Origin of the sequence: Caballeronia arationis, from assembly GCF_001544975.2 — a bacterium.
Lineage (GTDB): Bacteria > Pseudomonadota > Gammaproteobacteria > Burkholderiales > Burkholderiaceae > Caballeronia > Caballeronia arationis.
Genome location: NZ_FCOG02000070.1, coordinates 1 through 21,063 on the forward strand (window position 1 = coordinate 1; position 21,063 = coordinate 21,063).

Consider the following 21,063-nt stretch of genomic DNA (forward strand, 5'->3'; position numbering starts at 1 on the left):
CGCACCGCTTCTTCGACCGCAATCTCATCGAACGGATTCATCGACATCTTCACGTTCGCGATATCGACACCGCTTCCATCCGACTTCACGCGAACCGTGACGTTGTAGTCGACCACGCGCTTGACGGGTACAAGAATCTTCACACTCACACTCCCTGATTGGATGTCTCGGCGGCGATGCGCTTCGCCCGGTCGATGACCGGCTTGTCGACGAGCTTGCCATCGACGGCGAACGCGCCCTTCGGGTTTTCGGCGAGCCGCGCGAGCACGCGTTCGGCCCACGCGCGGTCCTCGTCGCTCGGCGCGTAACCGCGGTTCACGGCATCGACCTGCTTCGGGTGAATGCACAGCTTGGCGCCGAAGCCGAAGCGGCGTCCGAGCGCGACATCTTCTGCGATGCGCGCGGCGTCGTCGATGGCGAGCGTCACGCCGTCGACGGGCGCGGGCAGTCCGGCATAACGCGACTCGATCACGAAGGCCGAGCGCACCGCATCGAGTTCGCGGTCCATGCCTTCGACGCCCGCATCGACGCAATAGTCGAACGAGCCGAACGCGAGCCGCGCAACCGCCTGCGCCTTCGCGACCTCGCGCATGCGCACGACGCCCGCCACCGTTTCGACGAGCGCGACGAGCGCGGCGTCCGCACCCAGCCGCGACGCGATGTCGGTGAGCTGGTCCGGGCATTCGGACTTCGGCACCATCACGTTGCGGATCGGCGAGTCGTGCAGCATTGCGACATCGTCGGCATGCCATGGTGTGCCGGACGCGTTGACCCGCACCATCACGCGGCGCCGGTCCGCTTCGGACAGCGACGAACGCAGCCATTGGGACAATTGCTCGCGTGCCGCGATCTTGGCTTCGGGTGCGACGGCGTCTTCGAGATCGATCACGACCTGATGCGCGGCGCTCGCGAGCGCCTTCGCGAAGCGCTCGGGGCGGTCGCCGGGAACGAACAGATAACTGCGTAGGGTCATGCCTGTCTCCATCGATTCACGCAGAGTTCCAGCCGCGCTGGAACGTCTCCGAGTAGCTGTAGCGGTCGGCGGGATGAATGATGATCGCGCCTTCGACCACATCTCCGCGCCGGTTCAGATAACGTCGGCACATCCACAGCGCAGGCGAGCGCGCCTTCGCGTTGATGAGCCGCGCGATGTCGGCGGGTAGGGCGATCGCGCGGATTTCCTGCTGCACTTCCGCGATCTGCTCGCCGAACTGGCGCTCGATCATCGTGAAGAGCGGCGTGTGCAACTCGCCCTCGTCGATCACGAGCGAGCGGAACGCAGGATGAATGTAGGCATCGGTGTGACAGATCGGATCGGGGCTGCCCGGCGAGCGGCGCAGGCTCTTCACATGCAGCCACGTCTCGCCGGGATTCGCGCGCAGCAGGTCGCAGACCGCGGGGTCGTCGAGCGGCTCGGTTTCCTTCGAGAGGATCTCGAGCACCGTGTCCGCCGTATAGCGCTGCAGGTCGCTCAGTTGCTGCATCACCTGCCGATAGGCGCCTTCGGTCCTGAGCGCCTTGACCGTCGTGCCGACGCCCGGCTGCCGCACGACCATGCCCAGCTGCACGAGCTGCTTGACCGCCTCGCGGACCGTCGAACGACTTGCGCCGAACTGCTCGCAAAGCTCGAATTCAGTCGGGATCGTCGAGCCAACGGGATAACGTCCGCTCTGGATTTCGTTGACGAGCGTCTGCGCCAGTTGCATGTAACGCGGCTGCTGACCGAGTACTGTGACCATCGATGTGCCTGCACGTGAAGATGTGGACGGACGCGCGCGTCCGTCGACCTCTTGTGCGCGACTCATTGCATCCTGCATGCGAGCCTCATTGCACCACGGCCTGGTCACGAAGCGCGGCGATTCTGCCAGCATCGTAACCGAGTTCGGCAAGCAGCCGGTCGGTGTCGCGCCCCAGTTCCGGCGCGGCTTGCTTCGGCAACGGATCGCTCACGCGCACCGGTGCCGCGACGCCGCGAATCGCGCCGAACTGCGGATGCTCGGCCGCGACGACGCCCTCACGTTCCGCGACGAACGGGTTGTCGAGCGCCTGCTTCACGTCGTACACCGGCGCGGCGGGCACGCGGCCGCCCAGGCGCTTGAGCCATTCCTCGGTGGTCGCAATCGAGAGCGCGGCGTCGAGTTCCTTCTCCAGCACGTCGCGATTCGCGAGCCGTGCCTTGAAGTTGCAGAAGCGCTCGTCGGTGACCCACGATGGCTTGTCGAGCACTTCCGCGAGCACGCCCCAGAACTTCTCCTTGTTGCACATCAGGAAGATCCAGCCGTCCTTGGTCTTGTACAACTGGCTCGGCGTCAGTGACGGATGCGACGAGCGGCGGTCGCGCCCGGTCACGACATCGCCGTTCAGATACCACGTCGCGACATACGCGAGGTTATGCAGCGCGACATCGAAGAGGCTCACGTCGACGTCGCGTCCCTTGCCGGTCGCGCGCGCCTCGACGATGCCGGCGAGCAGCGCCATCGCGGCCGTGGTGCCCGTCATCAGGTCGATGATGGAGAGGCCGAAGCGCGCGGGCGGGCTGTCGGGTTCGCCCGTCATCGAGAGATAGCCGGCTTCCGCCTGCATCAGGTAGTCGTAGCCGGGCCACGAAGCGCGGCTGCCAGTGCGCCCGTAAGCCGACAAATGGCCGCACACGATCGCCGGGTTCGCTTCGCGCAACTGCTCGTAGGTAAGGCCGAGCTTCGCGGGCAAATCGCCGCGCAGGTTGTTGAAGACGGCGTCGCTCGTGGCGACGAGATCGAGCAGCACCTGCCTCGCATCTTCCTTCTTCAGGTCGAGCGTGAAGCTCGACTTGTTGCGATTGAAGGCTTCGAAGAAGTGGCTGTCGCCCTCGCCGAAGAAGTGCGGGCCGACCAGCCGGCCCACGTCGCCGCCTTCGCGGAAGTTTTCGATCTTGATGATCTCGGCGCCGAGATCGGCGAGATGTTGGGTCGCGAACGGGCCGGCGCCATATTGCTCGACGGCGACGATGCGAACGCCTGAAAGCGGCAGACTCATACGGGGTTCCTCTCGATCAGTTGTTTGGCGATGATGATGCGCTGCATCTCGTTCGTGCCTTCGCCGATGACGAGCAGCGGCGCGTCGCGGTACAGGCGCTCGACGTTGAACTCCTTCGAGTAGCCATAGGCGCCATGAATGCGCATCGCTTCGATGCTGTTTTCCAGGCCGGCTTCCGTGGCGAAATACTTGGCCATGCCCGCTTCCATGTCGCAGCGCTCGCCGCGATCGAATGCGCGGGCGGCGGCGTCGGTGAGCAGGCGCGCAGCCTGGACGCGCGTTGCCATTTCGCCGAGCTTGAGCGCGATCGCCTGATGCTCGCAGATCGGCTTGCCAAAGGTCTTGCGTTGCTGCGAGTACGACACGGCCTCATCGAGCGCCGCCTGCGCGATGCCGACACCGCGCGCCGCCACGTTGATGCGCCCGAGTTCGAGCCCGTTGAGGATCTGCTTGAAACCGCGGCCTTCGACACCGCCGATCAACCGCGAAACCGGCACGCGAAAATCGGTGAAGCTCAGCTCGCACGTATCGATGCCCTTGTAACCGAGCTTCGGCAGCTTGCGGCTCACTTCGAAGCCGGGTCCTTTTTCGATCAGCAAGAGACTCATGCCGCGATGCCGCGGTTCGGCCTTCGGATCGGTCTTGACCAGCAGCGCGAGCGTGTTGCCGTACATGCTGTTGGTGATCCACGTCTTGTTGCCGTTGACGACATACTCGTCGCCTTCGCGGCGCGCCGTCGTACGGATCGCCTGCAGGTCGGTGCCGCAGTCCGGCTCGGTGAGGCCGATGCCGCCGCGCAGTTCGCCCGTCGCCATGCGCGGCAGGTAGTCGCTCTTCTGTTCCTCGGTGCCGTTGCGCTGCACGGTCATCGCCATGATGACATGCGAGTTGATGATGCCGCTCACCGACATCCACACCGCCGACATGCGGTCGATGATCTTCGCGTAGGTCGAGGTCGAGAGGCCGAGGCCGCCGTATTCCGGCGCGATCAGGCAGCCGAACAGGCCCATGTCCTTCATCTTCTCGACGATCTCGTGCGGATACTCGTCGGCGGCTTCGAGCGCGTGCACGTAGGGTTTGACTTCGGTCTTCAGGAAGCGGTCCAGCATGTCGAGGATCAGCGCCTCGTTTTCCTGCGCTTCCTGCGTGTTGTCTGTTTCGATGGTTGCCATATGAACCTCTCTTTAAGCTGGTTGACGCAGGATGCCGGCGAGTTGCTCGACGCTCGCGCGTTCGAGCCCGAGCACCGCTTCGCGAATCTGGTCCGCGCGATCGCGCGAGACGACGCGCAGCGCGTTGTCGTAGTACTTCTCGACGATGCCCTCGTTGGTCATCGGCCGGTCCGACGAACCGCGGTTGATCGCTTCACGATGCGCGAGGCGGCGGCCGTCGCGCGTCATCACGATCACCTCGCCCGTGTAGTGGCGGGGGAACGTCGACTCGGGATCGACCTCGTATTCCACGCGTTGCGCGAGCGCCAGCACTGCGGGATCGGCAAGGGCGTCTGCATCGAGGTCGTCGAGCGTGAAGCGGCCCTTGAGCAGGCCGGTCGCGACGATGTACGGGATGCTGAACTGCGCGTCGTAGTTGTTGGCGGGGCGCTTCTTGTTCGCAACCGGCTCGCACACGACTTCGACCACCGGACCCGGCACGCGCACGACGACCTTCTCGATCGCATCGGCGGCGAGGCCGTGTTCGCGATGAAGCGCGATGGCGGCATCGGACGATGCGTGCGTGAAGTGACACGCGGGAATCGGCTTCAAAGCGACCTGCTCGATCTCCCACGTCTCGCCGAGGCCGGCGGTCGCAATCGACAGATCGGGCGTCGCGTTATCGGAGAGATAGAGCGAATAGAGTCCGTAGCGGCCTTCGTACGCCGCGCCCGGGCCGATGTAGCCGTGCTTCGCGAGCGTCGCGGCGGTGGTCGCGCTCGCGGCGGCCCAGCCCGGATGCAGGCGCTTGGTCCACGCGCCGTCATCGAGGAACTCCATGCTGCCGGATGCCATCGAAAGCACGATGCCTTGCGCCTGGACCGCGGCGTCCTTCGAGAGCCCCATCAGTTTCGATGCCGCGAGCGAGCAGCCGAACGCGCCGACGAGTCCTGTCGGATGAAAGCCGACCTTGTGGAAACCACCTTGCGCGACGGCGCCGACGCGCGTCGAGACTTCCATCGCGGCGACATAGGCGGCGAGCATCTGCGCGCCGCTCGCGGCTTCGCGCTCGGCGAGGCCGAAGGCGCACGGCAGGGCGCTCGCGGTCGAATGGATCACGCCGCGCGAATGCGTGTCGTCGAAGTCGAGGCCGTGCACGAGCAGGCCGTTGGCGAGCATCGCATCGCGCAGGGCGAGCTTGCCGGACTTGCCGAACACCGTCGACGGACCCGTTCCCAGTTCGCGCATCGCGGCGAGCGTGATGTCCGCGTAACCGAAGGCCGAGGTCGCGAAGGCGAGACCGATGCCGTCCAGGATCAGATGCTTGGCCCGCTCGCGGACCGCCGATGGAATGGCGTCGACGGTCAAGTCCAGCGCGAAGTCCGCGAGGCGGGTCGAGATGCGGGGCGTGTCGTTGCGCGCGTTCATCGTGCTATGTCTCCGTTTTGAAGCCCGAACGGTTCGTCGAGGATTACCGTGTCCGGCGAAACCGCTTCGAGAGAATATTGATTGGCATCGACGCCGAGCGAGAGGATCGCGATCACGAGCAGAAGCAGCACGCCCGACACCATCACGAGCACGCCCAGCACGCCGAACTGCGCATACAGCAAGACGGCGCCGTAGGACGTGATGATCGACGCAAGCCGTCCGCACACACCCGCCGTGCCGGTGCCGCGCAGGCGCAGCGCCGTCGGGAAGAGTTCGGGCACGTAGCTGAAGAGGCCGAGCGTCACGACCACGTAGATGCAGGTGACGAGCGTGAAGCCCACGCAGGCGATCGCTGCGTTCGCGACCATGTGCGGATAGATGAAGCCGAGCACGATCGTCGCGAGGCTGAATGCGACGAGTCCCTTCGCCCGTCCCAGGCGGTCCGCGCAGAAGAAGCCGAGTAGGGCGCCTGCCGGTGCACCGAACGACATCAGCAGCGTGAAGCCGAGCGAGGTCACGACGTCGCGTCCTTCCCTGACGAAGAAGGTCGGCAGCCACGCGACGAAGCCGTACACCGCCACGTTCACCGCGATGACGGTAATCGCCGCCGTCACCGTGCGTCCGATCATGCCCCGGCGCAGCAAGGCGCGAAACGGCTGCGGCGGCACTTCGAGGTTCTGCGTGCGCGAGCAGGGCGGCAGCGGCCCGCGCTGCGCTTCGACTTCGCGCTCGATCGCGCTGACGGTTTCTTCGGCTTCCTTCAGGCGCCCGACCGATTCCAGCCAGCGCGGCGATTCCGGCATCGAATGGCGCAGCACCCAGACGACCACCGCGCCGATGCCCGCGATACCGAACATCCAGCGCCAGCCGAGCGCCGGAATGACATAGCCGATGCTCGTCGCGATGAGCAGCCCCGAATTGATCATCAGCGCGAGCAGCGCGGTCCAGCGTCCGCGATGCGCGGGCGGGATGAATTCGCACAGCGTGCCCGCCGCGACCACGAGTTCCGCGCCGAGTCCGATGCCCATCACGAAGCGCAAACCGATCAGCCAGTAGATCGACGGCGCGAATGCTGCCGCGATCGACGTGAGTCCGAAGAGCGCGAGGTTGATCTGATACGAGGAACGGCGTCCGAAGCGGTCGCCGAGATAGCCCGAGAAGCCCGCGCCGATCAGCATGCCGAAGAAGCCGGCCGAGACGAAGATGCCGTTCAGCTGCAGCGTCGAGAAGCCTTGCTTCACCATCGCGGCCGCGACGCCAGCGGCGAGATACACGTCGAACGCATCGAGTGCCGCGCCGGCGCCTATCAGGCCGAGGATCTTCCAGTGAAAGCGCGCCATCGGCAGTCTGTCTAGCCGCGCGCCTGCGCTTACGTTTTGGTTCACAGATGTCTCCAATACTGTGACAAGGGATCGGATCGCAGCCCGTTTCTACGCCGGGTCGGTATCCGTTGCGAGCGTCGTTCTGACCGATGCCGCTCAGTCGCCGGTGCCGTAGCCGCGCTTGGCGATCAGCGCCGTGCGCACGAAATCCATCACCGGCGTGCCGTCCTGCTTGAATGCGCGTGTGTGGACGGTGACGATGCCCTGCGTCGGACGCGACTTCGATTCGCGCTTCTCCAGCACTTCGGATTCAGCGTAAAGCGTATCGCCGCAGAAGACCGGCCCAGTCAGCTTGATCTCCTTCCAGCCGAGATTGGCGATGGCCTTGCCGCTGACATCGTTGACCGACATGCCGAGCACGATCGCGACCGTGAGGCCGCTGTTCACCAGCAGGCGGCCGAACTCGCTCTTGGCGGCGTGGGCGGCGTCGCAGTGCATCGGATGGAAATTCATCGTGAGGAGCGAGAACTGGATGTTGTCCGACTCGGTGATCGTGCGCCCGGGCCGGTGCTCGTAGATGTCGCCGACCGTGAAGTCCTCCAGATAGCGGCCGTAGCTCGCGCGATATCGCTGACTGCCCAGTTCCTGTGCCTGCATCATCTTTGCCTCCTGTATCGCTTGGTTGTTTGTACGGACAAAATATCCGGCGCGGGCAGGCAGGGTGTCAAGCGGGGAAAGGGTAAACCACGGGAGGTTTTTTTCGAGAGCTTCCTGGCGGCTCAGCCGGGCGGGTTCGTCGCCTTCGCTCTCGTGATGCCGTGCGATGCGGTGTCGTCGGCTTCCTCGACGCGGTTCCGGCCGAGCGCCTTCGCGCGATAGAGCGCGACGTCCGCGAGAGGACTGATCACGCGCTCTGCCGGCGTTCGTCGTCCTGATAGCACGGGTAGTCGGTGTAGCCGACATGCGTGCCGCCCCAGAACGTCGAGCGATCGTACTGGTTGAGCGGCAGCGCGTGACGCAGCCGGTACGGCAGGTCCGGGTTGGATGCGAAGTAGCGCCCGAACGCGACGAGGTCGGCATCGCCTTTTTGAAGGATTTCGTCGGCGCCTTCGCGCGTGAAGCCGCCGGCCGCGATGATCGGCCCGCGAAACACCTTGCGCAGGAACGCGGAGGCCACCGGCTTCTGATGCTCGTCCAGCGTTTCCACGCCTTTCACGCGCGGCTCGATGAGGTGGAGATACGCGAGACCGAACTCGTTCAGTCGTTCGGCCGCGTGAGTGAAGGTCGCCTCGGGGTTGGAATCGGAGATCGCGCCCCACTGTCCGCTCGGCGAGAGCCGCACGCCGACGCGATTCGCGCCCCACACCGACACGAGCGCGCTCACCGCCTCGATCAGGAACCGCGCGCGCTTTTCGATGCTGCCGCCATAGGCGTCGGTGCGCGTATTGGTGCCGTCCTGCAGGAACGTATCGGCGAGATAGCCGTTGGCCGAATGCAGCTCGACGCCGTCCATGCCGGCCGCGAGCGCCCGCTCCGCGCTCTTGCGGTAATGGCCGATCACGGTCTGGATTTCGTCGATGCCGATTGCGCGATGCATCGAGACCGGCACCCAGCCGTTGTGCGTGAGCGCCTCGCCTTCGAACGGCACGACCGACGGCGCGATCGGCAGCGTCCCGCCCGTCAGGTCGACATGCGACTGGCGGCCGTCGTGCCCCAGCTGCATGAAGATGCGCCCGCCCTTCGCATGGACGGCATCCGCGATCTTCTTCCAGCCGGCGATGTGCGCGTCCTCGTAGATGCCCGGCGCGCCGAGATAGCCGCGGCTGTCGTACGAGACGTGGGTCGATTCGGTGATGATGAGCCCGCCCTCCGAAGCGCGCTGACTGTAGTACTCCAGCATGATGCCGCTCGGGCTGTCGTCGGGGTTGGCGCGCAGGCGCGTGGTTGGTGCGTGCACGACGCGATGTTGCAACGTGTAAGGTCCGATCCGGACCGGCGAAAAGAGTCGGGACATGATGTTCCTCAGTGAGATTTCAACGAGCCTCAGGCGGCATTCCCGGCGACAGCGCAGACGCTCACGCGACGCCGTCCGATGGCGACTGTCAGCACGAGTGCGGCGGCTTCGCATGCGGCGGCGGTCCAGCCGAGGTTGCTGGCCGAAGCGAACTTCAGCGTGATGGACCCGAGCACGGCGCCAAGCGAAAAGCCGAGATACATGAACGACGCGTTCAGCGACAACGCGATCGGCGTGCCGCGCAAGCCCGCGATGCCGATGAGCCGCGCCTGTTGCGCCGGATAGAACGACCAGTGCGCGACGCCCCACGCCACGACCGCGACGAGCACCGGCACGATCGCGACGGCGCGCGGCAGCCAGTGCGCGCTCGCGGACATCAGCGAGAACGCGGCGATCGACACGGCAAGACACGGCGCGATCACGCGGCGCGGTCCGAAGCGGTCCACGGCCTTTCCGCCAATCAGCACGCCCACCCCTGCCGCCACGCCCCACGTGAAAAGCACGAAGCCGATCTGCGCGCCGGCGAGGAGCGTCGCCTGTGCGATGAAGAGCGCGAGGTAGGTGTAGACGGTGTAGGCGCCCATCGCCCAGAGCGTCGTGACGACGAGCGTCATCAGGATGACCGGCTGGCGCGCGGTCTCGATGCGCTCGCGAAGCGTCGCGCTCGGCAGTCCCGCTCCGATCGTGCGCGGCAGGCCGAAGAAGAGACCGGCGGTTGCCGTCGCGGCGAGCACGGCGACGCCCGCGAAGGTCATGCGCCAGCCGAGCCCGTCGCCGACGAGCGCGCCGAGCGGCACGCCGAAGGCGACCGCGAGCGTGATCCCGCCGCTGACGATGGCGAGCGCAGTGCCACGCCGCTCAGGACCCGCAACGGCGCCCGCCAGCGCGTTCGCGCCCGGAACATACAGGCCGGCCGCCGCCGCGAGCACGATGCGCGCGGCCATCAGCTCCCAGTAGTTCTGGGCGGCGAACGCGAAGACATTCGCGAGCGCGAACGCCGCGAGCGACGCGATCATCATCCTGCGGCGATTCAGGGCGCCCGTGAGCGCGGTCAGCACCGGCGAGCTGAGCGCGTAGGCCAGCGCGAACACCGTGACGAGCTGGCCGGTGGCGACGATGCTCGCGTGCAGGTCGGCGGCCATGTCGGGCAGCAGGCCGGCGATCATGAAGCTTTCCGTGCCGACCGCAAACGTCCCGAGCGCGAGCCAGTAGAGTGGCGCAAGCGACGTCGGAGAAGGAGTGGCGTTCATTACGGGCTCCCGCTCACGCTGCCAGCGCGTCGGCGCTATGGAACGGATAGTCGGTGTAGCCGGTCCCGGTGCCGCCGAAGAACGTCGGACGGTCGTAGGGATTGAGCGGCAAACCCTTGCGGAGGCGTTCCGGCAGATCCGGATTCGCGATGAAGTCGCGGCCGAAAGCGACGAGGTCGGCGTCGCCCGCCTGGAGAATTGCCTCCGCCGTGTCGCCCTTGAAACCGCCCGCGGCGATGATGACGCCCTTGTAGTGCTTGCGGATCAGCTGCGCGGCGACGGGGTTCGGGTCCTTCGAATCGTCGTCGACGTTGCCGAGCACGCGCGGCTCGATCAGGTGCAGGTACGCGAGATTCAGCGCGTCGAGCCTCTGCGCGACGTAGGAAAAGAGGGCTTCAGGGGTCGCTGTCCGACATGTCGCCCCAGGTGCCGCTCGGGCCGAGGCGCACCGCCACGCGCTCGCTGCCCCACACCGAGATCACGGCTTCCGTCGCCTCGATCAGGAAGCGGGCGCGGTTCTCGAACGAGCCGCCGTAGATGTCCGTGCGCCTGTTGCTGCCGTCCTGCAGGAACTGGTCGAAGAGATAGCCGTTTGCCGCATGCAGTTCGACGCCGTCGAAACCGGCCTCCTTGCCCCGCAACGCAGCGCTGCGAAAGCTTTCGACGAGTCCGGCGATTTCGGGGATCGTGAGCGCCCGGGCCGGCGTGTTGGGAATCCAGCCGGCTTCCGTGTGCGCGACACCGCCATGCAGCACCGCCGACGGCGCGACCGGCGCGCCGCCGTCCGGCTGCAACTGGCTGTGGGACTGGCGTCCCGCGTGATAAAGCTGCAGGAAGATGCGCCCGCCCTTGGCGTGCACGGCATCGGTGACACGCTTCCAGCCATCGATCTGGCTGTCGTCGTAGAGACCCGGCGCGCCGAGATAGCCGTTGCCGTTGGGCGCCGCGATGGTCGCCTCGCTGATCAGAAAGCCGCCTTCCGACACGCGCTGGGCGTGGTACTCGGCCATCAGCGGGCCGGGCCTGGCGCCGGCTTCGGCGCGCATGCGGGTCAGTGGCGCGAGCACGACGCGATGCGCGAATTCGAACGGACCTACTTGAACGGGTGAATGAAGTGTGGACATGGTTGCCTCGAAGATGAAGTTGCCGACGAATCCCTGGAAGTCGGCGGGTCAGTGACCTTGAGGCAAAGTGTATGTACACACTGTCAAAAGAAAAATAGGCTAAGGTTCCGAAGATACCGGACGAAAATGTCCGTAATCGAGGAGCAGCGGCGATGGACAGCCTCAGTGGAATCTCGATGTTCGTGCAGGTCGCCGAGACGCGCAGCTTCACGCAGGCCGGGCGGCTGCTGGGCGTCTCGTCGTCGGCGGTGGGGAAGAGCATCGCGCGCACGGAAGACCGGCTCGGCGTGCGGCTCTTTCATCGCAGCACGCGCAGCATCACGTTGACCGCCGAGGGCGCGCTTTTTCTCGAACGATGCCGGCGCATTCTCGACGAGGTCGAAGCGGCCGAAACCGAACTGTCCGATGCGGCCGGCAGTCCGCGCGGGAGGTTGCGGATCAGCACGCCGCAGTTGTCCGGGCTCATCATGCCGGCGCTGGACGGCTTCATGGCGCAATATCCGGATATCGAACTCGACGTCGATCTGTCGGATCGCATGGTGGACATCATCGAGGAGGGTTTCGATGCCGTCATTCGCACGGGAGAGCAGCACGATTCGCGGCTCGTCTCGCGCCGGCTGGGCTCGTGCGCGCAGGTGCTGGTGGCCTCGCCCGGCTATCTCGCGCGGCATGGCGTTCCCGCGCATCCTTCCGATCTCGTCCGTCACGCCTGCCTGCTGCACAAGTTTCCCGCCACCGGCAAGCTGGAACGCTGGCCATTCAGGCTCGGCGATTCGGAGGCGGAGCCGGAACTGCCGCCGAGCTTCGTCAGCAATACGATCGAAGTGCTCGGCTTTCTCGCGCTCCAGGACAAGGGCCTCACGTTCGTGCCCGCCTTTCTCGTGCGCGACGCACTTGAAAGCGGCGCGCTGCAGATCGTGCTCGGCGATTACATCGACCAGACCGTGACCTTCTGGATCGTCTGGCCTTCGAGCCGCTATCCCGCGCCGAAGCTGCGCGTCTTCATCGATTACGTCAGCCAGAACCTGCGAATCTAGCCAGTCATTGCGGACTTTTCGGTCCGAAATGATCGGAATACAGGCCTGTTTATCTTCAATACCTCGATCCCTACTATCTCCCGTGTCGCCGGCAGACGATCTGCATGGCGCTCACATCGGAGAAATGTTCATGACTAGCAAACGCGCAGGCAGGATCGGGGTAGGTGTCGTCGGCCTCGGGCATTGGTCCGAATACGGGCATCTGCCCGCGCTGAAACTGCTGCCCGATTACGAACTGACCGCGGTGTACAGCCGCAGTCCGGCAAAGGCGGCGTCACTCGTCGAGCGGCATGGCTTCAGATACGCGGCGGCGTCGCTGCAGGAACTGGTCGCCCACCCGGAAGTCGATCTCGTCCTTGTGCTGACGCCGGCGTTCCAGCACGAAGAAGGCATCCGCGCGGCGATCGCGGCGGGCAAGGACGTGTACTGCGAATGGCCGCTTACGCCGAGCACGTCGTTATCGAAGGAATTGCTGGCGCTGGCGGAGAAGGCGGGCGTCCGGACGATCGTCGGGCTGCAGCGGCGCCTCAATCCGGGCTATCGTCATGTGCGCGATCTGCTGGAACAGGGCGAAATCGGCGACGTGCGGTCGGTGCGGCTGCACGTGAGCGTCGAGTATTTCCAGCGCGAACGGCCCGCTGCGCTGTACTACACGATTCCGGAGGCCAACTTTTCGAGCCTCCTGTCGATCTATGGCGGTCACTTCCTCGACGCGTTATTCGAGATGGTCGGTTATCCGAAGAGTTTGTCCGCGCTCGCGGTCAACCAGTTTCCGGAGGTCACACTGGCGGAAACCGGCGAAACGTTGCCGCACACGAACGCGGATCAGGTCGTCCTCGCGGGGACCTTCGCGAGCGGGGCCGTGCTGAGCGTGCATCTCGAAGCGGGCAAGCGCAACAACTACGGCATGCAGCTCGACATCACCGGCAGCAAGGGCGACCTGAAAATCTGGAACACGACGAGCTTCGGCGACGCGCACAACCGGATCGAAATCGCCCGCGGCGACGCCCAGCCGCTTCGCACGGTGTCCGTTCCCGCGCCATATGACTGGCTGCCGCCGAACGAACTCGGCGCGAGCGTCGCCGAACTTGCAAACCTGTACGCGGCGCATGCGCGGGGCGTGCCGCGCGGCTCGACGCTCGCTCCGACCTTCAGGGACGCGATCCGCATGCACGAACTGATCGGCCAGATCGCGGAATCGGATCGCGCGGGACGGCGCATCGAGCTTCATTTCAGCGAGCAGGTTTGATTGCCGAAGCGGCATCGGCGCATTGCATGAGTTTTTCAGCGAGCCCTTGGGTACATAACCCCGGGGCTTTTCTCATTTAATATTGCGTGTCAATCGTCACGTCGACGTCGAATCGGGCATGGATCGACCGGGCCGGCGCGCGGCTGAAAATGGCGCGCCGATTGGCAAACACTTTAATCGCGTAAAATCACCCGTATTGAGATCGCCGTCGACGGTCGCTTGCATTTCAGCACGCAGAGCCCTGAATCGAGCATATTCGCCATTTCTCCGGCAAGCCTGTCGTCCCGACGTCATCGTTATTCGCCCGCGCGAACCTGTCGCGGGCGCTTCGACTCAAAATTCGAAAATTCGAACCTCGTCCACTCCTTCGAAATCCAATGGCATATACCAGTCCGCAAGTCTCCGAGTTGCTCGCGCAACGCAACGCACTCGAGAAGCAACTGTCAGAAGCGCGCGAAAAAGAAGCGCGGCTCGCCCTGATCGAAATCGTTCAGAAGATGCGCGAGTACGGGATCAGCCTGCACGATCTGATCGGCCGGAAGTCGGCGCCCGAGCCCGTGCAGCCGGAAGGCGCCGCGAAGTATCGCGACCCGCTCACCGGCGCGACGTGGAGCGGCCGGGGACGCGCGCCGCACTGGATCGCCGGGAAGGACCGCGAGGCGTATCTGGTATCGGAGCGGGCCGATGCCGAAGCGACGGCGGGCTCGCAGGCGTCGCTTTTCCCCGGCGTCGACTGACAGCGCCAGCGGGCGACTGCCACCGCCTCCGGAACGATCAGCACCATGGAAAAGTGCCGATACTGCGCGCAAATCCGCGACGAATGGGATTGTCACGGCGACCAATGCCGAAGCGCCATCGCCCGTGCCTTGCGACGCGAGCGCGCGGGTCTGCCGATGGTGCCCGAAAAAATCCGCAACGAAGTCCCGGCCGGCGCGACGACCGACGAGGTCATCACGGTGCTGTCGCGGCAGCGCCTGCGGGCGCGGCGTGCTAACGAAGACCGGCGCAAGCTCAAGCAAATGAACGACGAGGACGTCGGCTAGGTTTTTCGGCATGCGCGATCGGCATCGTGCTTTCGGCCGGGAACCGCCACCGGTCGGGCCGACAAGGAAATTCGCCGTTGGTGCGCGCAAATCACGTCCTGGAAACCGGCGGACTGCGCCCCGCGACCGTGTAAACTGCTGTCTTTTTTTGACATTGGTGGCACGGTGCAAGCCTCCCAGCGCACGGTTCATGGCGGTCCGACCCTCATCCGCTTGCTTGCGCGCCTGACGGACGTCGATGTTCCCGAATCCGGACAATCGCTCTCGGACCGGCTGAGCCAGTGGCTCGGCTGGACGGACGCCATCGCGCTGTCGACGGCGCTCAACGGCGATCTGCCCGCCGGTGTTGCCGGCGCGCGAGCGGACGGCAGCGCCGAAGAGAGCGAGTGCGCCCGTTTGCGCGCGTCGCTGGCGAAGACTATTGCCGGTGACAGCACGTTCGCCGCCCGCCGGCGGCGCGAAGAATCCACGGCCGACGGGGCGGTAGACTACGCGGTTTTCCGTCAACGCTATCTCTCGCTGCAGCAGACGATGGAGACGGGCATCGGCAGCCTGCGCGGCCGTCTGCGGGCGAAGCTGGCGGGCCGGACGCCCGGGATGACGCGGCTCGCAATGGTCGATGCCGTGATGGAGCAGGCGCTGGGCGCGCGCGAGCACACCTTGCTGGCGACCGTGCCGGGACTGCTCGGCAAGCATTTCGAGCGCCTGCGCCAGGCCGGGCAGGCGGCGCTCGCGGATGCCGAAGTCGCTGGAACTACCGGAAGCGCCGATGGCGCGCCTGCCACGCCCGGCGCGTGGCTCGATGTGTTCCGCAAGGATATGCAGAGCGTTTTGCTCGCCGAACTGGATGTTCGTATACAACCGGTCGAAGGTTTGCTTGCGGCCCTTCGTACCCGCTGACTGAGACGCCATGTCCAGAAATCTGATCAATCTCGTTGTTTTTGTAGTCGGTCTGGCCGCGGTGTGCTGGATCGGTGCCGGTTACATCGGTTCGAACCTGCTCGCACTGGCCGTCACGATGCTGGTGGGCGTCTGCTATCTCGCGGGCGCGCTCGAACTGCATCGCTATCAGGAGGCCACCGCGACCCTGACGCGCGCGGTCGCTGGCCTGTCCGCGCCTCCGCCAAAGCTCGGCACCTGGCTCGAAACATTGCATCCCGGCCTGCGCAACACGGTCCGCCTGCGCATCGAGGGCGAGCGCGTGGCCTTGCCCGGGCCGTCGCTGACGCCGTATCTGGTCGGTCTGCTCGTGCTGCTCGGCATGCTGGGCACGCTGCTCGGCATGGTGGCGACGCTGCGGGGCACCGGGCTCGCGCTGCAAAGCGCCACTGACCTGCAGGCGATCCGCGAGTCGCTGTCCGCGCCGGTCAAGGGGCTGGGCTTCGCGTTCGGCACTTCGATTGCCGGCGTCGCGACATCCGCGATGCTCGGGCTGCTTTCCGCGTTGTGCCGCCGCGAGCGGATCGAGGCGGCGCACATGCTCGACGTGAAGATCGCGACGACCTTGCGTGTTTACTCGCAAAGCCATCAGCGCGAGGAAAGCTTCAGGCTCCTGCAGCGGCAGGCCGATCTGATGCCGACGCTGGTCGACCGGCTGCAATCGATGATGGGCGCCATCGAGCAGCAGAGCCTCACGTTGAACGAGCGTCAGATTGCCAGCCAGGAGGCCTTCCATGGCAGGACCGAAGCGGTGTACACGCGCCTCGCGTCGTCGGTGGAGCAGTCGCTGAGGAGGAGCGTCGCCGAAAGCGCGCGAGCGGCCGGCGCGGCGCTGCAACCGGTCATGGAAGCCACGATGGCCGGGCTCGCGCGCGAGACGGCCTCGATGCACGACACCGTCACGGAGGCCGTTCAAAAGCATCTCGATGGAATGTCGACTGGCTTCGAGTCGACGACCACGACTGTCGCGGACATCTGGAAAGAGGCGCTGGCGGGGCATCAGCGATCGAGCGAGGCGCTCGCCGGCGATCTGCGCGCTTCGCTGGATCGATACACGGACACTTTCGAGCAACGCTCGGCCGCTCTGCTTGACGGCGTTTCAACGCGGTTGGAAGCCTCGGCGGGCAGCGTGTCGGAAGCGTGGAATCTTGCGGTGTCGCGGCAGGAACGCGCCAGTGAGAAGCTGGCGGGCGACAACCAGCAAGCGCTGTCGGCGGCGGCAGCCACCTTCGAGCAACATTCGGCGTCGCTCTTGCACGGCGTGGGTCAGTCGCATGCAGCGTTGCAGGCCGAACTCGCGTCGCGGGACCAGGAGCGGCTGGCCGTCTGGGCCGGGACGCTCGGTTCGATGGCCGCGAAGCTGAGCGACGAGTGGCAGCTGGCAAGCGGGGAAACCGCAAGCCGGCAGCAGCAGATCTGCGACGCGCTCGGGCAGACCGCGCGCGAGATCTCGACCGAGATGAAGGCACACGCGGGCGAGACGATCGCGGAAGTCGACCGGCTGGTGCAGGCGGCGGCGCAAGCGCCCAAGGCTGCGGCAGACCTCCAGGCGCAACTGGCAGCGCGGGATCAGGAGCGGCTGGCGGCGTGGACCGAGGCGCTCGCTTCGATGGCCACGAAGTTGAGTCAGGAGTTCCAGCAGACGAGCGCGCTCACGGCGAGCCGGCAACAGGAAATCTGCGACGCGCTCGCGAAAACCGCGCGCGACGTATCGGACGAGACGCGCGCGCACGCGAGCGACACGATCGCCGAGATCGGGCGGCTCGTGCAGGCTGCGTCGGAAGCGCCGAAGGCCGCGGCGGAAGTCGTCGCGGAACTGCGCCAGAAGCTCTCCGACAGCATGGTCCGCGACACCGCGATGCTCGAAGAGCGCAGCCGCCTGCTGGCGACGCTCGAAACGCTCCTCGACGCCGTGAACCACGCCTCGACCGAGCAGCGCTCGGCCGTCGACGCGCTGGTCTCGACATCGGCGGATCTGCTGGATCGCGTCAGCACTCGCTTCACCGACAAGATCGAAGCCGAAACGGCCAAGATCGGCGCGGTTTCGGCGCAAGTCACCGGCAGCGCCGTCGAAGTGGCGAGCCTGGGCGAAGCGTTCGGCGCGGCGGTGCAGGCGTTCGGCGAGTCGAACGACAAGCTGGTGACGCACCTCCAGCGCATCGAAGGAGCGCTCGACAAGTCGCTCGCTCGCAGTGACGAACAGCTCGCCTACTACGTGGCGCAGGCGCGGGAAGTCATCGACCTGAGCATACTGTCGCAGAAACAGATCGTCGAAGACCTGCAGCAGCTTGCCGGCCGGCGCGCGTCGGCGGGAGCCAAGGCAGCATGACCGAGGATATCGACGGCGGCGTAGAGCCCACGACACCGATCTGGGCCGCTTTCGGCGACCTGATGTCGGTGCTGATCGGCGCTTTCGTGCTGATTCTGGTCGGTGTGATCGGGGTGCAGCTGGAGCTTTCGACCCGGCTGGAGCAGGAGGTCAAGCAACGCCAGATGGAAACCCAGCGCCGCAAGACGCTGGAACAGGCGCTCGCCGGGCCGCTGGCGGCGGGGCGGGTGACGCTCGTCAACGGGCGCATCGGGATCAGCGGCAGCGTGCTGTTCGCGCTCAACTCCGATCAGTTGCGGCCCGAAGGGCGCGAGATCCTGAAAAGCCTGGCCGGGCCGCTGTCCGTGTATCTGCGCTCCCATGACGAAATCCTGATGGTCAGCGGCTTCACCGACGACCGGCAGGTCCGCGACGGCAACAAGCGTTTCGCCGACAACTGGGAGCTTTCCGCCGAGCGCGCGCTGACGGTGACGCGGGCGTTGATCGCGGAGGGCATGCCGTCGTCGTCGGTCTTCGCGGCGGCGTTCGGTTCCGAGCAGCCGGTAAGCTCGAACGCCGACGACGGCGGACGCGCGAAAAACCGCCGGGTGGAAATCGCACCGATCCCACGGCCTTCGAACACAACGGTGAAAGCGCGTGACTAGCGGCGAAACCCGCGCCCGGACGATGCTCGACGCGTGGCGCGAGCGGGGCGCCGATCGGCTGGATCCCGTCCGCTTTCATTTCATCGAGGCGCTGGACCGGCGGGCGTCCGCTCAGAGCGGCGAGGCGCGGCGTGTCCTCGACGAGCGGCTTTCCGGCCTGCTGGAAGCCTACGCCGCCGATGTGTTAACGGCCGAGGCGGCCGAGGCGAGAGCTTTTGACGGCGGCGGCGCGAAACCGTCGCGTGGACCGCTGGGCGATTTGCTGGACCACATCGCAAGCGAGGCGCCGGCCGCTGGCCGCGCCTCTTATCCCGAACTGGAACTGCTCGAATACTTCCGGCAAACCTGGTCCAGCGTCAGCGCCGACAAGCAGGTGCGCCAGTCGCTGGAACGGGTGCCCGGGAATGCAGGACCGCTCAACTCCAGCAGCCTCGTGCACCGGTCGCTCGCGTTGATGAGCGAGCTTTCGCCGGGCTATCTCCAGCAGTTTTTGTCCTACGTCGACGCGTTGTCGTGGATGGAGCAACTGAACGGCGCAGGTGCCCCGGCGGCGAAGGACGCGCCTCGCGCCGCGAGCACCCGGAAGAACGCGCGGGCAAAGCCGCGCTGAAAGCCTCGCCGCTCAGCCGGCAAACGGCGAGTTCTTCCTGAGCGCCGTCGCCATCGCCTGCATGGCGACGAGATAGCCGTCGACGCCCAGTCCGCAGATCACCGCCATCGCCGCCTTCGACACCAGCGAGTGCCGGTACGTCTCGTCGCGCTTGTGAATGTTGGTGATGTGCAACTCGATCAGCGGTTTCTGCACGAGCTTGACCGCATCGAGCACCGGCACTGACGCGAACGAAAAGCCCGCCGGATTGATGATCACGCCGGCGTCGCGTTCGAACGCTTCCTGAAGCCAGTCGACCATCGTCGCTTCGCTGTTGGTCTGCCGGAATTCGCACGCGAGTTCCAGCCGGCTTGCGAGCGCCTCGACTTCCTGCTGTACGCGCGGGAGCGTCGTGGTGCCGTAGAGATGCGGTTCGCGCTTGCCGAGCATGTTCAGGTTCGAGCCGTTCAACACAAATACAAGTTCATTCATTGCAGTGCTCACTTTAAGAGGATCTTTTGCGCGGACTTAATGGCTATTGCTCATGCTCGCGGGTGCGTAGTCGTCGTCGCCGACGATCTGCGCCGCCGAATCCGTCCGGTTCAAATCGATGCCGAGCGTTTCGGGCGCGGTCAGGATCGCGATCAGCGAGATCACGTTGAACGCGACGCACACGGCCACGACACCCCACGGCGATCCGTTGCACAGCGCGAAGAGCCACACGGCGAGCACCGGCATCGGGCCGCCCGCGACGAGATTCGCGCCGGTGTAGGCGAGCGCCGAGCCGGAGTAGCGCACGTTGGTCGGAAAGGCTTCCGCGAACGCGACCGGCTGAATGCCGCTCTGGAACTGCGTGAAGCCGAGGAAGAAGCCCATCGCGGCGAGCATCGGCAGGAAGCTCTTCGTATCGAGAATCTGGAAGTAGAAGAAAAGCATGACGAGCGTCGCGGTCGAACCGATTGCGAGCGCTTTCCGGCGGCCGATCTTGTCGCTCAGCATGCCGCCCGCAAGCGCACCGGCGATCGCGCATACATTCGCGCCCATCAGGAGCAGGAAGCCCGTCTGCTTCGGCACGGCGAGCGTCTTCGTGATGTAGCTCAGCGAAAACACCACGATCAGATAGAAGATCGCGGCCGGTCCGCAGAAGAACAGCATCCAGCGCAGCACGGTGCGCCAGTGCAGACGAAGCGCGTCGCGCAGCGGGCTCGCGACCTTCACGACCTGCGTCTTGCGAAGCTCGACGAACGCGGGCGTCTCGCTGACCTTCAGCCGGATATACACGCCGACCACAATCAGCACGAAGCTCAGCAGGAACGGAATGCGCCAGCCGTAGGAATCGAACGCTTCGGCCGACATCGTAGAGGACAGCAGCAATAGCGCGCCGTTCGCCATGATCTGGCTCAGCGGCGAGCACAGCCCGAGCAGGCCCGAATACTTGCCGCGGCGGTCGGGGCTCGCGTGTTCGATCGCCATCAGTTGCGCGCCCGTCGATTCGCCGCCGAGCGCGAAGCCCTGAAGAATCCGCAGGACCACGAGCAGCACCGGCGCCCACAGGCCGATGCTCGCGTAGGTCGGCAGAATGCCCATCAGCATCGACGAGAGGCCCATTATCGAGACCGTGCCGAGCATCAGGTTGCGCCGGCCGAGCTTGTCGCCGAGATGCCCGCAGATGATTGCGCCGAGCGGCCGCGCCGCGAGCCCGACGCCGAACGTCGCGAGCGACGCAAGCAGCGCGGTCGTCGGGTCCATTGCGGGGAAGAAAAGCTTCGGCAAAACCGTGGCGGCGAGTGCGCCGTAAAGCGTGAAATCGAACCATTCGAGTGCCGTGCCGACCGCCGCGGCGGTCACGGCGCGCGTACGCATCGCTGCGTGGGCGTCTGCTGTGTCGTGAGTCATGTTGTCTCCTCTCCTTGAGCCATGTCGTCGGTG

Annotated in this window: 20 protein-coding genes and 2 pseudogenes; 8 read left to right on the forward strand and 14 right to left on the reverse strand. The window is 65.7% G+C overall.

Features of this window, described 5'->3' with window-relative positions; translation table 11 throughout:
* From AWB81_RS28535 to AWB81_RS28585, 12 genes and pseudogenes are all read right to left on the reverse strand, one after another.
* A pseudogene (locus AWB81_RS28535) lies at positions 1 to 143 on the reverse strand (electron transfer flavoprotein subunit beta/FixA family protein); the annotation flags it as partial.
* A gap of 2 nt (positions 144 to 145) precedes the next feature.
* Positions 146 to 973 (reverse strand): HpcH/HpaI aldolase/citrate lyase family protein, encoded by an 828-nt coding sequence (locus AWB81_RS28540; RefSeq protein WP_062639879.1) that lies wholly within the window; start codon positions 971 to 973, stop codon positions 146 to 148.
* Between the two features lie 16 nt (positions 974 to 989).
* Positions 990 to 1,739 (reverse strand): GntR family transcriptional regulator, encoded by a 750-nt coding sequence (locus AWB81_RS28545; protein WP_062639881.1) that lies wholly within the window; start codon positions 1,737 to 1,739, stop codon positions 990 to 992.
* Positions 1,740 to 1,824: 85 nt separating this feature from the next.
* Positions 1,825 to 3,015, reverse strand: coding sequence for a CaiB/BaiF CoA transferase family protein (locus AWB81_RS28550; protein ID WP_062639883.1), 1,191 nt, complete (start codon positions 3,013 to 3,015; stop codon positions 1,825 to 1,827).
* On the reverse strand, positions 3,012 to 4,187 hold the full coding sequence (locus tag AWB81_RS28555; protein ID WP_062639885.1) for an acyl-CoA dehydrogenase family protein: 1,176 nt from the start codon (positions 4,185 to 4,187) through the stop codon (positions 3,012 to 3,014). Before AWB81_RS28555 ends, AWB81_RS28550 begins: the two co-directional genes overlap by 4 nt.
* A gap of 12 nt (positions 4,188 to 4,199) precedes the next feature.
* Positions 4,200 to 5,594: an MmgE/PrpD family protein gene (locus AWB81_RS28560; protein WP_062639887.1), complete on the reverse strand. Its 1,395-nt coding sequence runs from the start codon at positions 5,592 to 5,594 to the stop codon at positions 4,200 to 4,202.
* A complete protein-coding gene (locus tag AWB81_RS28565; protein ID WP_062639889.1) occupies positions 5,591 to 6,934 on the reverse strand; it encodes an MFS transporter in 1,344 nt (447 codons plus the stop codon). Before AWB81_RS28565 ends, AWB81_RS28560 begins: the two co-directional genes overlap by 4 nt.
* A 138-nt stretch (positions 6,935 to 7,072) precedes the next feature.
* The gene (locus AWB81_RS28570; RefSeq protein WP_062639891.1) at positions 7,073 to 7,576 is read right to left on the reverse strand and encodes a MaoC family dehydratase; all 504 of its coding nucleotides are present in this window, start codon (positions 7,574 to 7,576) and stop codon (positions 7,073 to 7,075) included.
* Positions 7,577 to 7,695: 119 nt separating this feature from the next.
* Complete coding sequence (locus AWB81_RS48370; protein ID WP_268811768.1) at positions 7,696 to 7,824, reverse strand: hypothetical protein; 129 nt, start codon at positions 7,822 to 7,824, stop codon at positions 7,696 to 7,698.
* Positions 7,821 to 8,930: an alkene reductase gene (locus tag AWB81_RS28575; RefSeq protein ID WP_062639894.1), complete on the reverse strand. Its 1,110-nt coding sequence runs from the start codon at positions 8,928 to 8,930 to the stop codon at positions 7,821 to 7,823. Before AWB81_RS28575 ends, AWB81_RS48370 begins: the two co-directional genes overlap by 4 nt.
* A 29-nt stretch (positions 8,931 to 8,959) precedes the next feature.
* Positions 8,960 to 10,180: an MFS transporter gene (locus AWB81_RS28580; protein ID WP_062639896.1), complete on the reverse strand. Its 1,221-nt coding sequence runs from the start codon at positions 10,178 to 10,180 to the stop codon at positions 8,960 to 8,962.
* 13 nt (positions 10,181 to 10,193) lie between these two features.
* Positions 10,194 to 11,304 (reverse strand): annotated as a pseudogene (locus tag AWB81_RS28585) (alkene reductase).
* 152 nt (positions 11,305 to 11,456) lie between these two features.
* Between AWB81_RS28585 and AWB81_RS28590 the strand changes: the two are divergent.
* The 8 genes from AWB81_RS28590 (at position 11,457) to AWB81_RS28625 (ending at position 19,155) form a co-directional block, all read left to right on the forward strand.
* Positions 11,457 to 12,341 carry a LysR family transcriptional regulator gene (locus AWB81_RS28590; protein ID WP_062639898.1) on the forward strand — a complete coding sequence of 295 codons (885 nt, stop codon included), beginning with the start codon at positions 11,457 to 11,459 and terminating at the stop codon, positions 12,339 to 12,341.
* Positions 12,342 to 12,471: 130 nt separating this feature from the next.
* Positions 12,472 to 13,590, forward strand: a complete 1,119-nt coding sequence (locus tag AWB81_RS28595) for a Gfo/Idh/MocA family protein (protein WP_062639934.1) — start codon at positions 12,472 to 12,474, stop codon at positions 13,588 to 13,590.
* A gap of 377 nt (positions 13,591 to 13,967) precedes the next feature.
* The gene (locus AWB81_RS28600) at positions 13,968 to 14,327 is read left to right on the forward strand and encodes an H-NS histone family protein (RefSeq protein WP_062639900.1); all 360 of its coding nucleotides are present in this window, start codon (positions 13,968 to 13,970) and stop codon (positions 14,325 to 14,327) included.
* A gap of 45 nt (positions 14,328 to 14,372) precedes the next feature.
* Positions 14,373 to 14,633 (forward strand): hypothetical protein, encoded by a 261-nt coding sequence (locus AWB81_RS28605; RefSeq protein ID WP_062639902.1) that lies wholly within the window; start codon positions 14,373 to 14,375, stop codon positions 14,631 to 14,633.
* 135 nt (positions 14,634 to 14,768) lie between these two features.
* Positions 14,769 to 15,533 (forward strand): DUF3348 domain-containing protein, encoded by a 765-nt coding sequence (locus tag AWB81_RS28610; RefSeq protein WP_374730521.1) that lies wholly within the window; start codon positions 14,769 to 14,771, stop codon positions 15,531 to 15,533.
* Positions 15,534 to 15,543: 10 nt separating this feature from the next.
* A complete protein-coding gene (locus tag AWB81_RS28615) occupies positions 15,544 to 17,901 on the forward strand; it encodes a DUF802 domain-containing protein (protein ID WP_062639905.1) in 2,358 nt (785 codons plus the stop codon).
* A complete protein-coding gene (locus AWB81_RS28620; RefSeq protein ID WP_062639907.1) occupies positions 17,898 to 18,545 on the forward strand; it encodes an OmpA family protein in 648 nt (215 codons plus the stop codon). Before AWB81_RS28615 ends, AWB81_RS28620 begins: the two co-directional genes overlap by 4 nt.
* The gene (locus AWB81_RS28625) at positions 18,538 to 19,155 is read left to right on the forward strand and encodes a DUF2894 domain-containing protein (RefSeq protein ID WP_062639909.1); all 618 of its coding nucleotides are present in this window, start codon (positions 18,538 to 18,540) and stop codon (positions 19,153 to 19,155) included. The genes AWB81_RS28620 and AWB81_RS28625 overlap by 8 nt, the downstream gene beginning before the upstream one ends.
* 12 nt (positions 19,156 to 19,167) lie before the next feature.
* On the opposite strand, the gene AWB81_RS28630 is transcribed toward AWB81_RS28625, so the two are convergent.
* Both AWB81_RS28630 and AWB81_RS28635 read right to left on the reverse strand, forming a co-directional pair.
* The gene (locus AWB81_RS28630) at positions 19,168 to 19,626 is read right to left on the reverse strand and encodes a type II 3-dehydroquinate dehydratase (protein ID WP_062639911.1); all 459 of its coding nucleotides are present in this window, start codon (positions 19,624 to 19,626) and stop codon (positions 19,168 to 19,170) included.
* Between the two features lie 36 nt (positions 19,627 to 19,662).
* Complete coding sequence (locus AWB81_RS28635; RefSeq protein ID WP_062639913.1) at positions 19,663 to 21,030, reverse strand: MFS transporter; 1,368 nt, start codon at positions 21,028 to 21,030, stop codon at positions 19,663 to 19,665.
* Between the last annotated feature and the right edge of the window lie 33 nt (positions 21,031 to 21,063).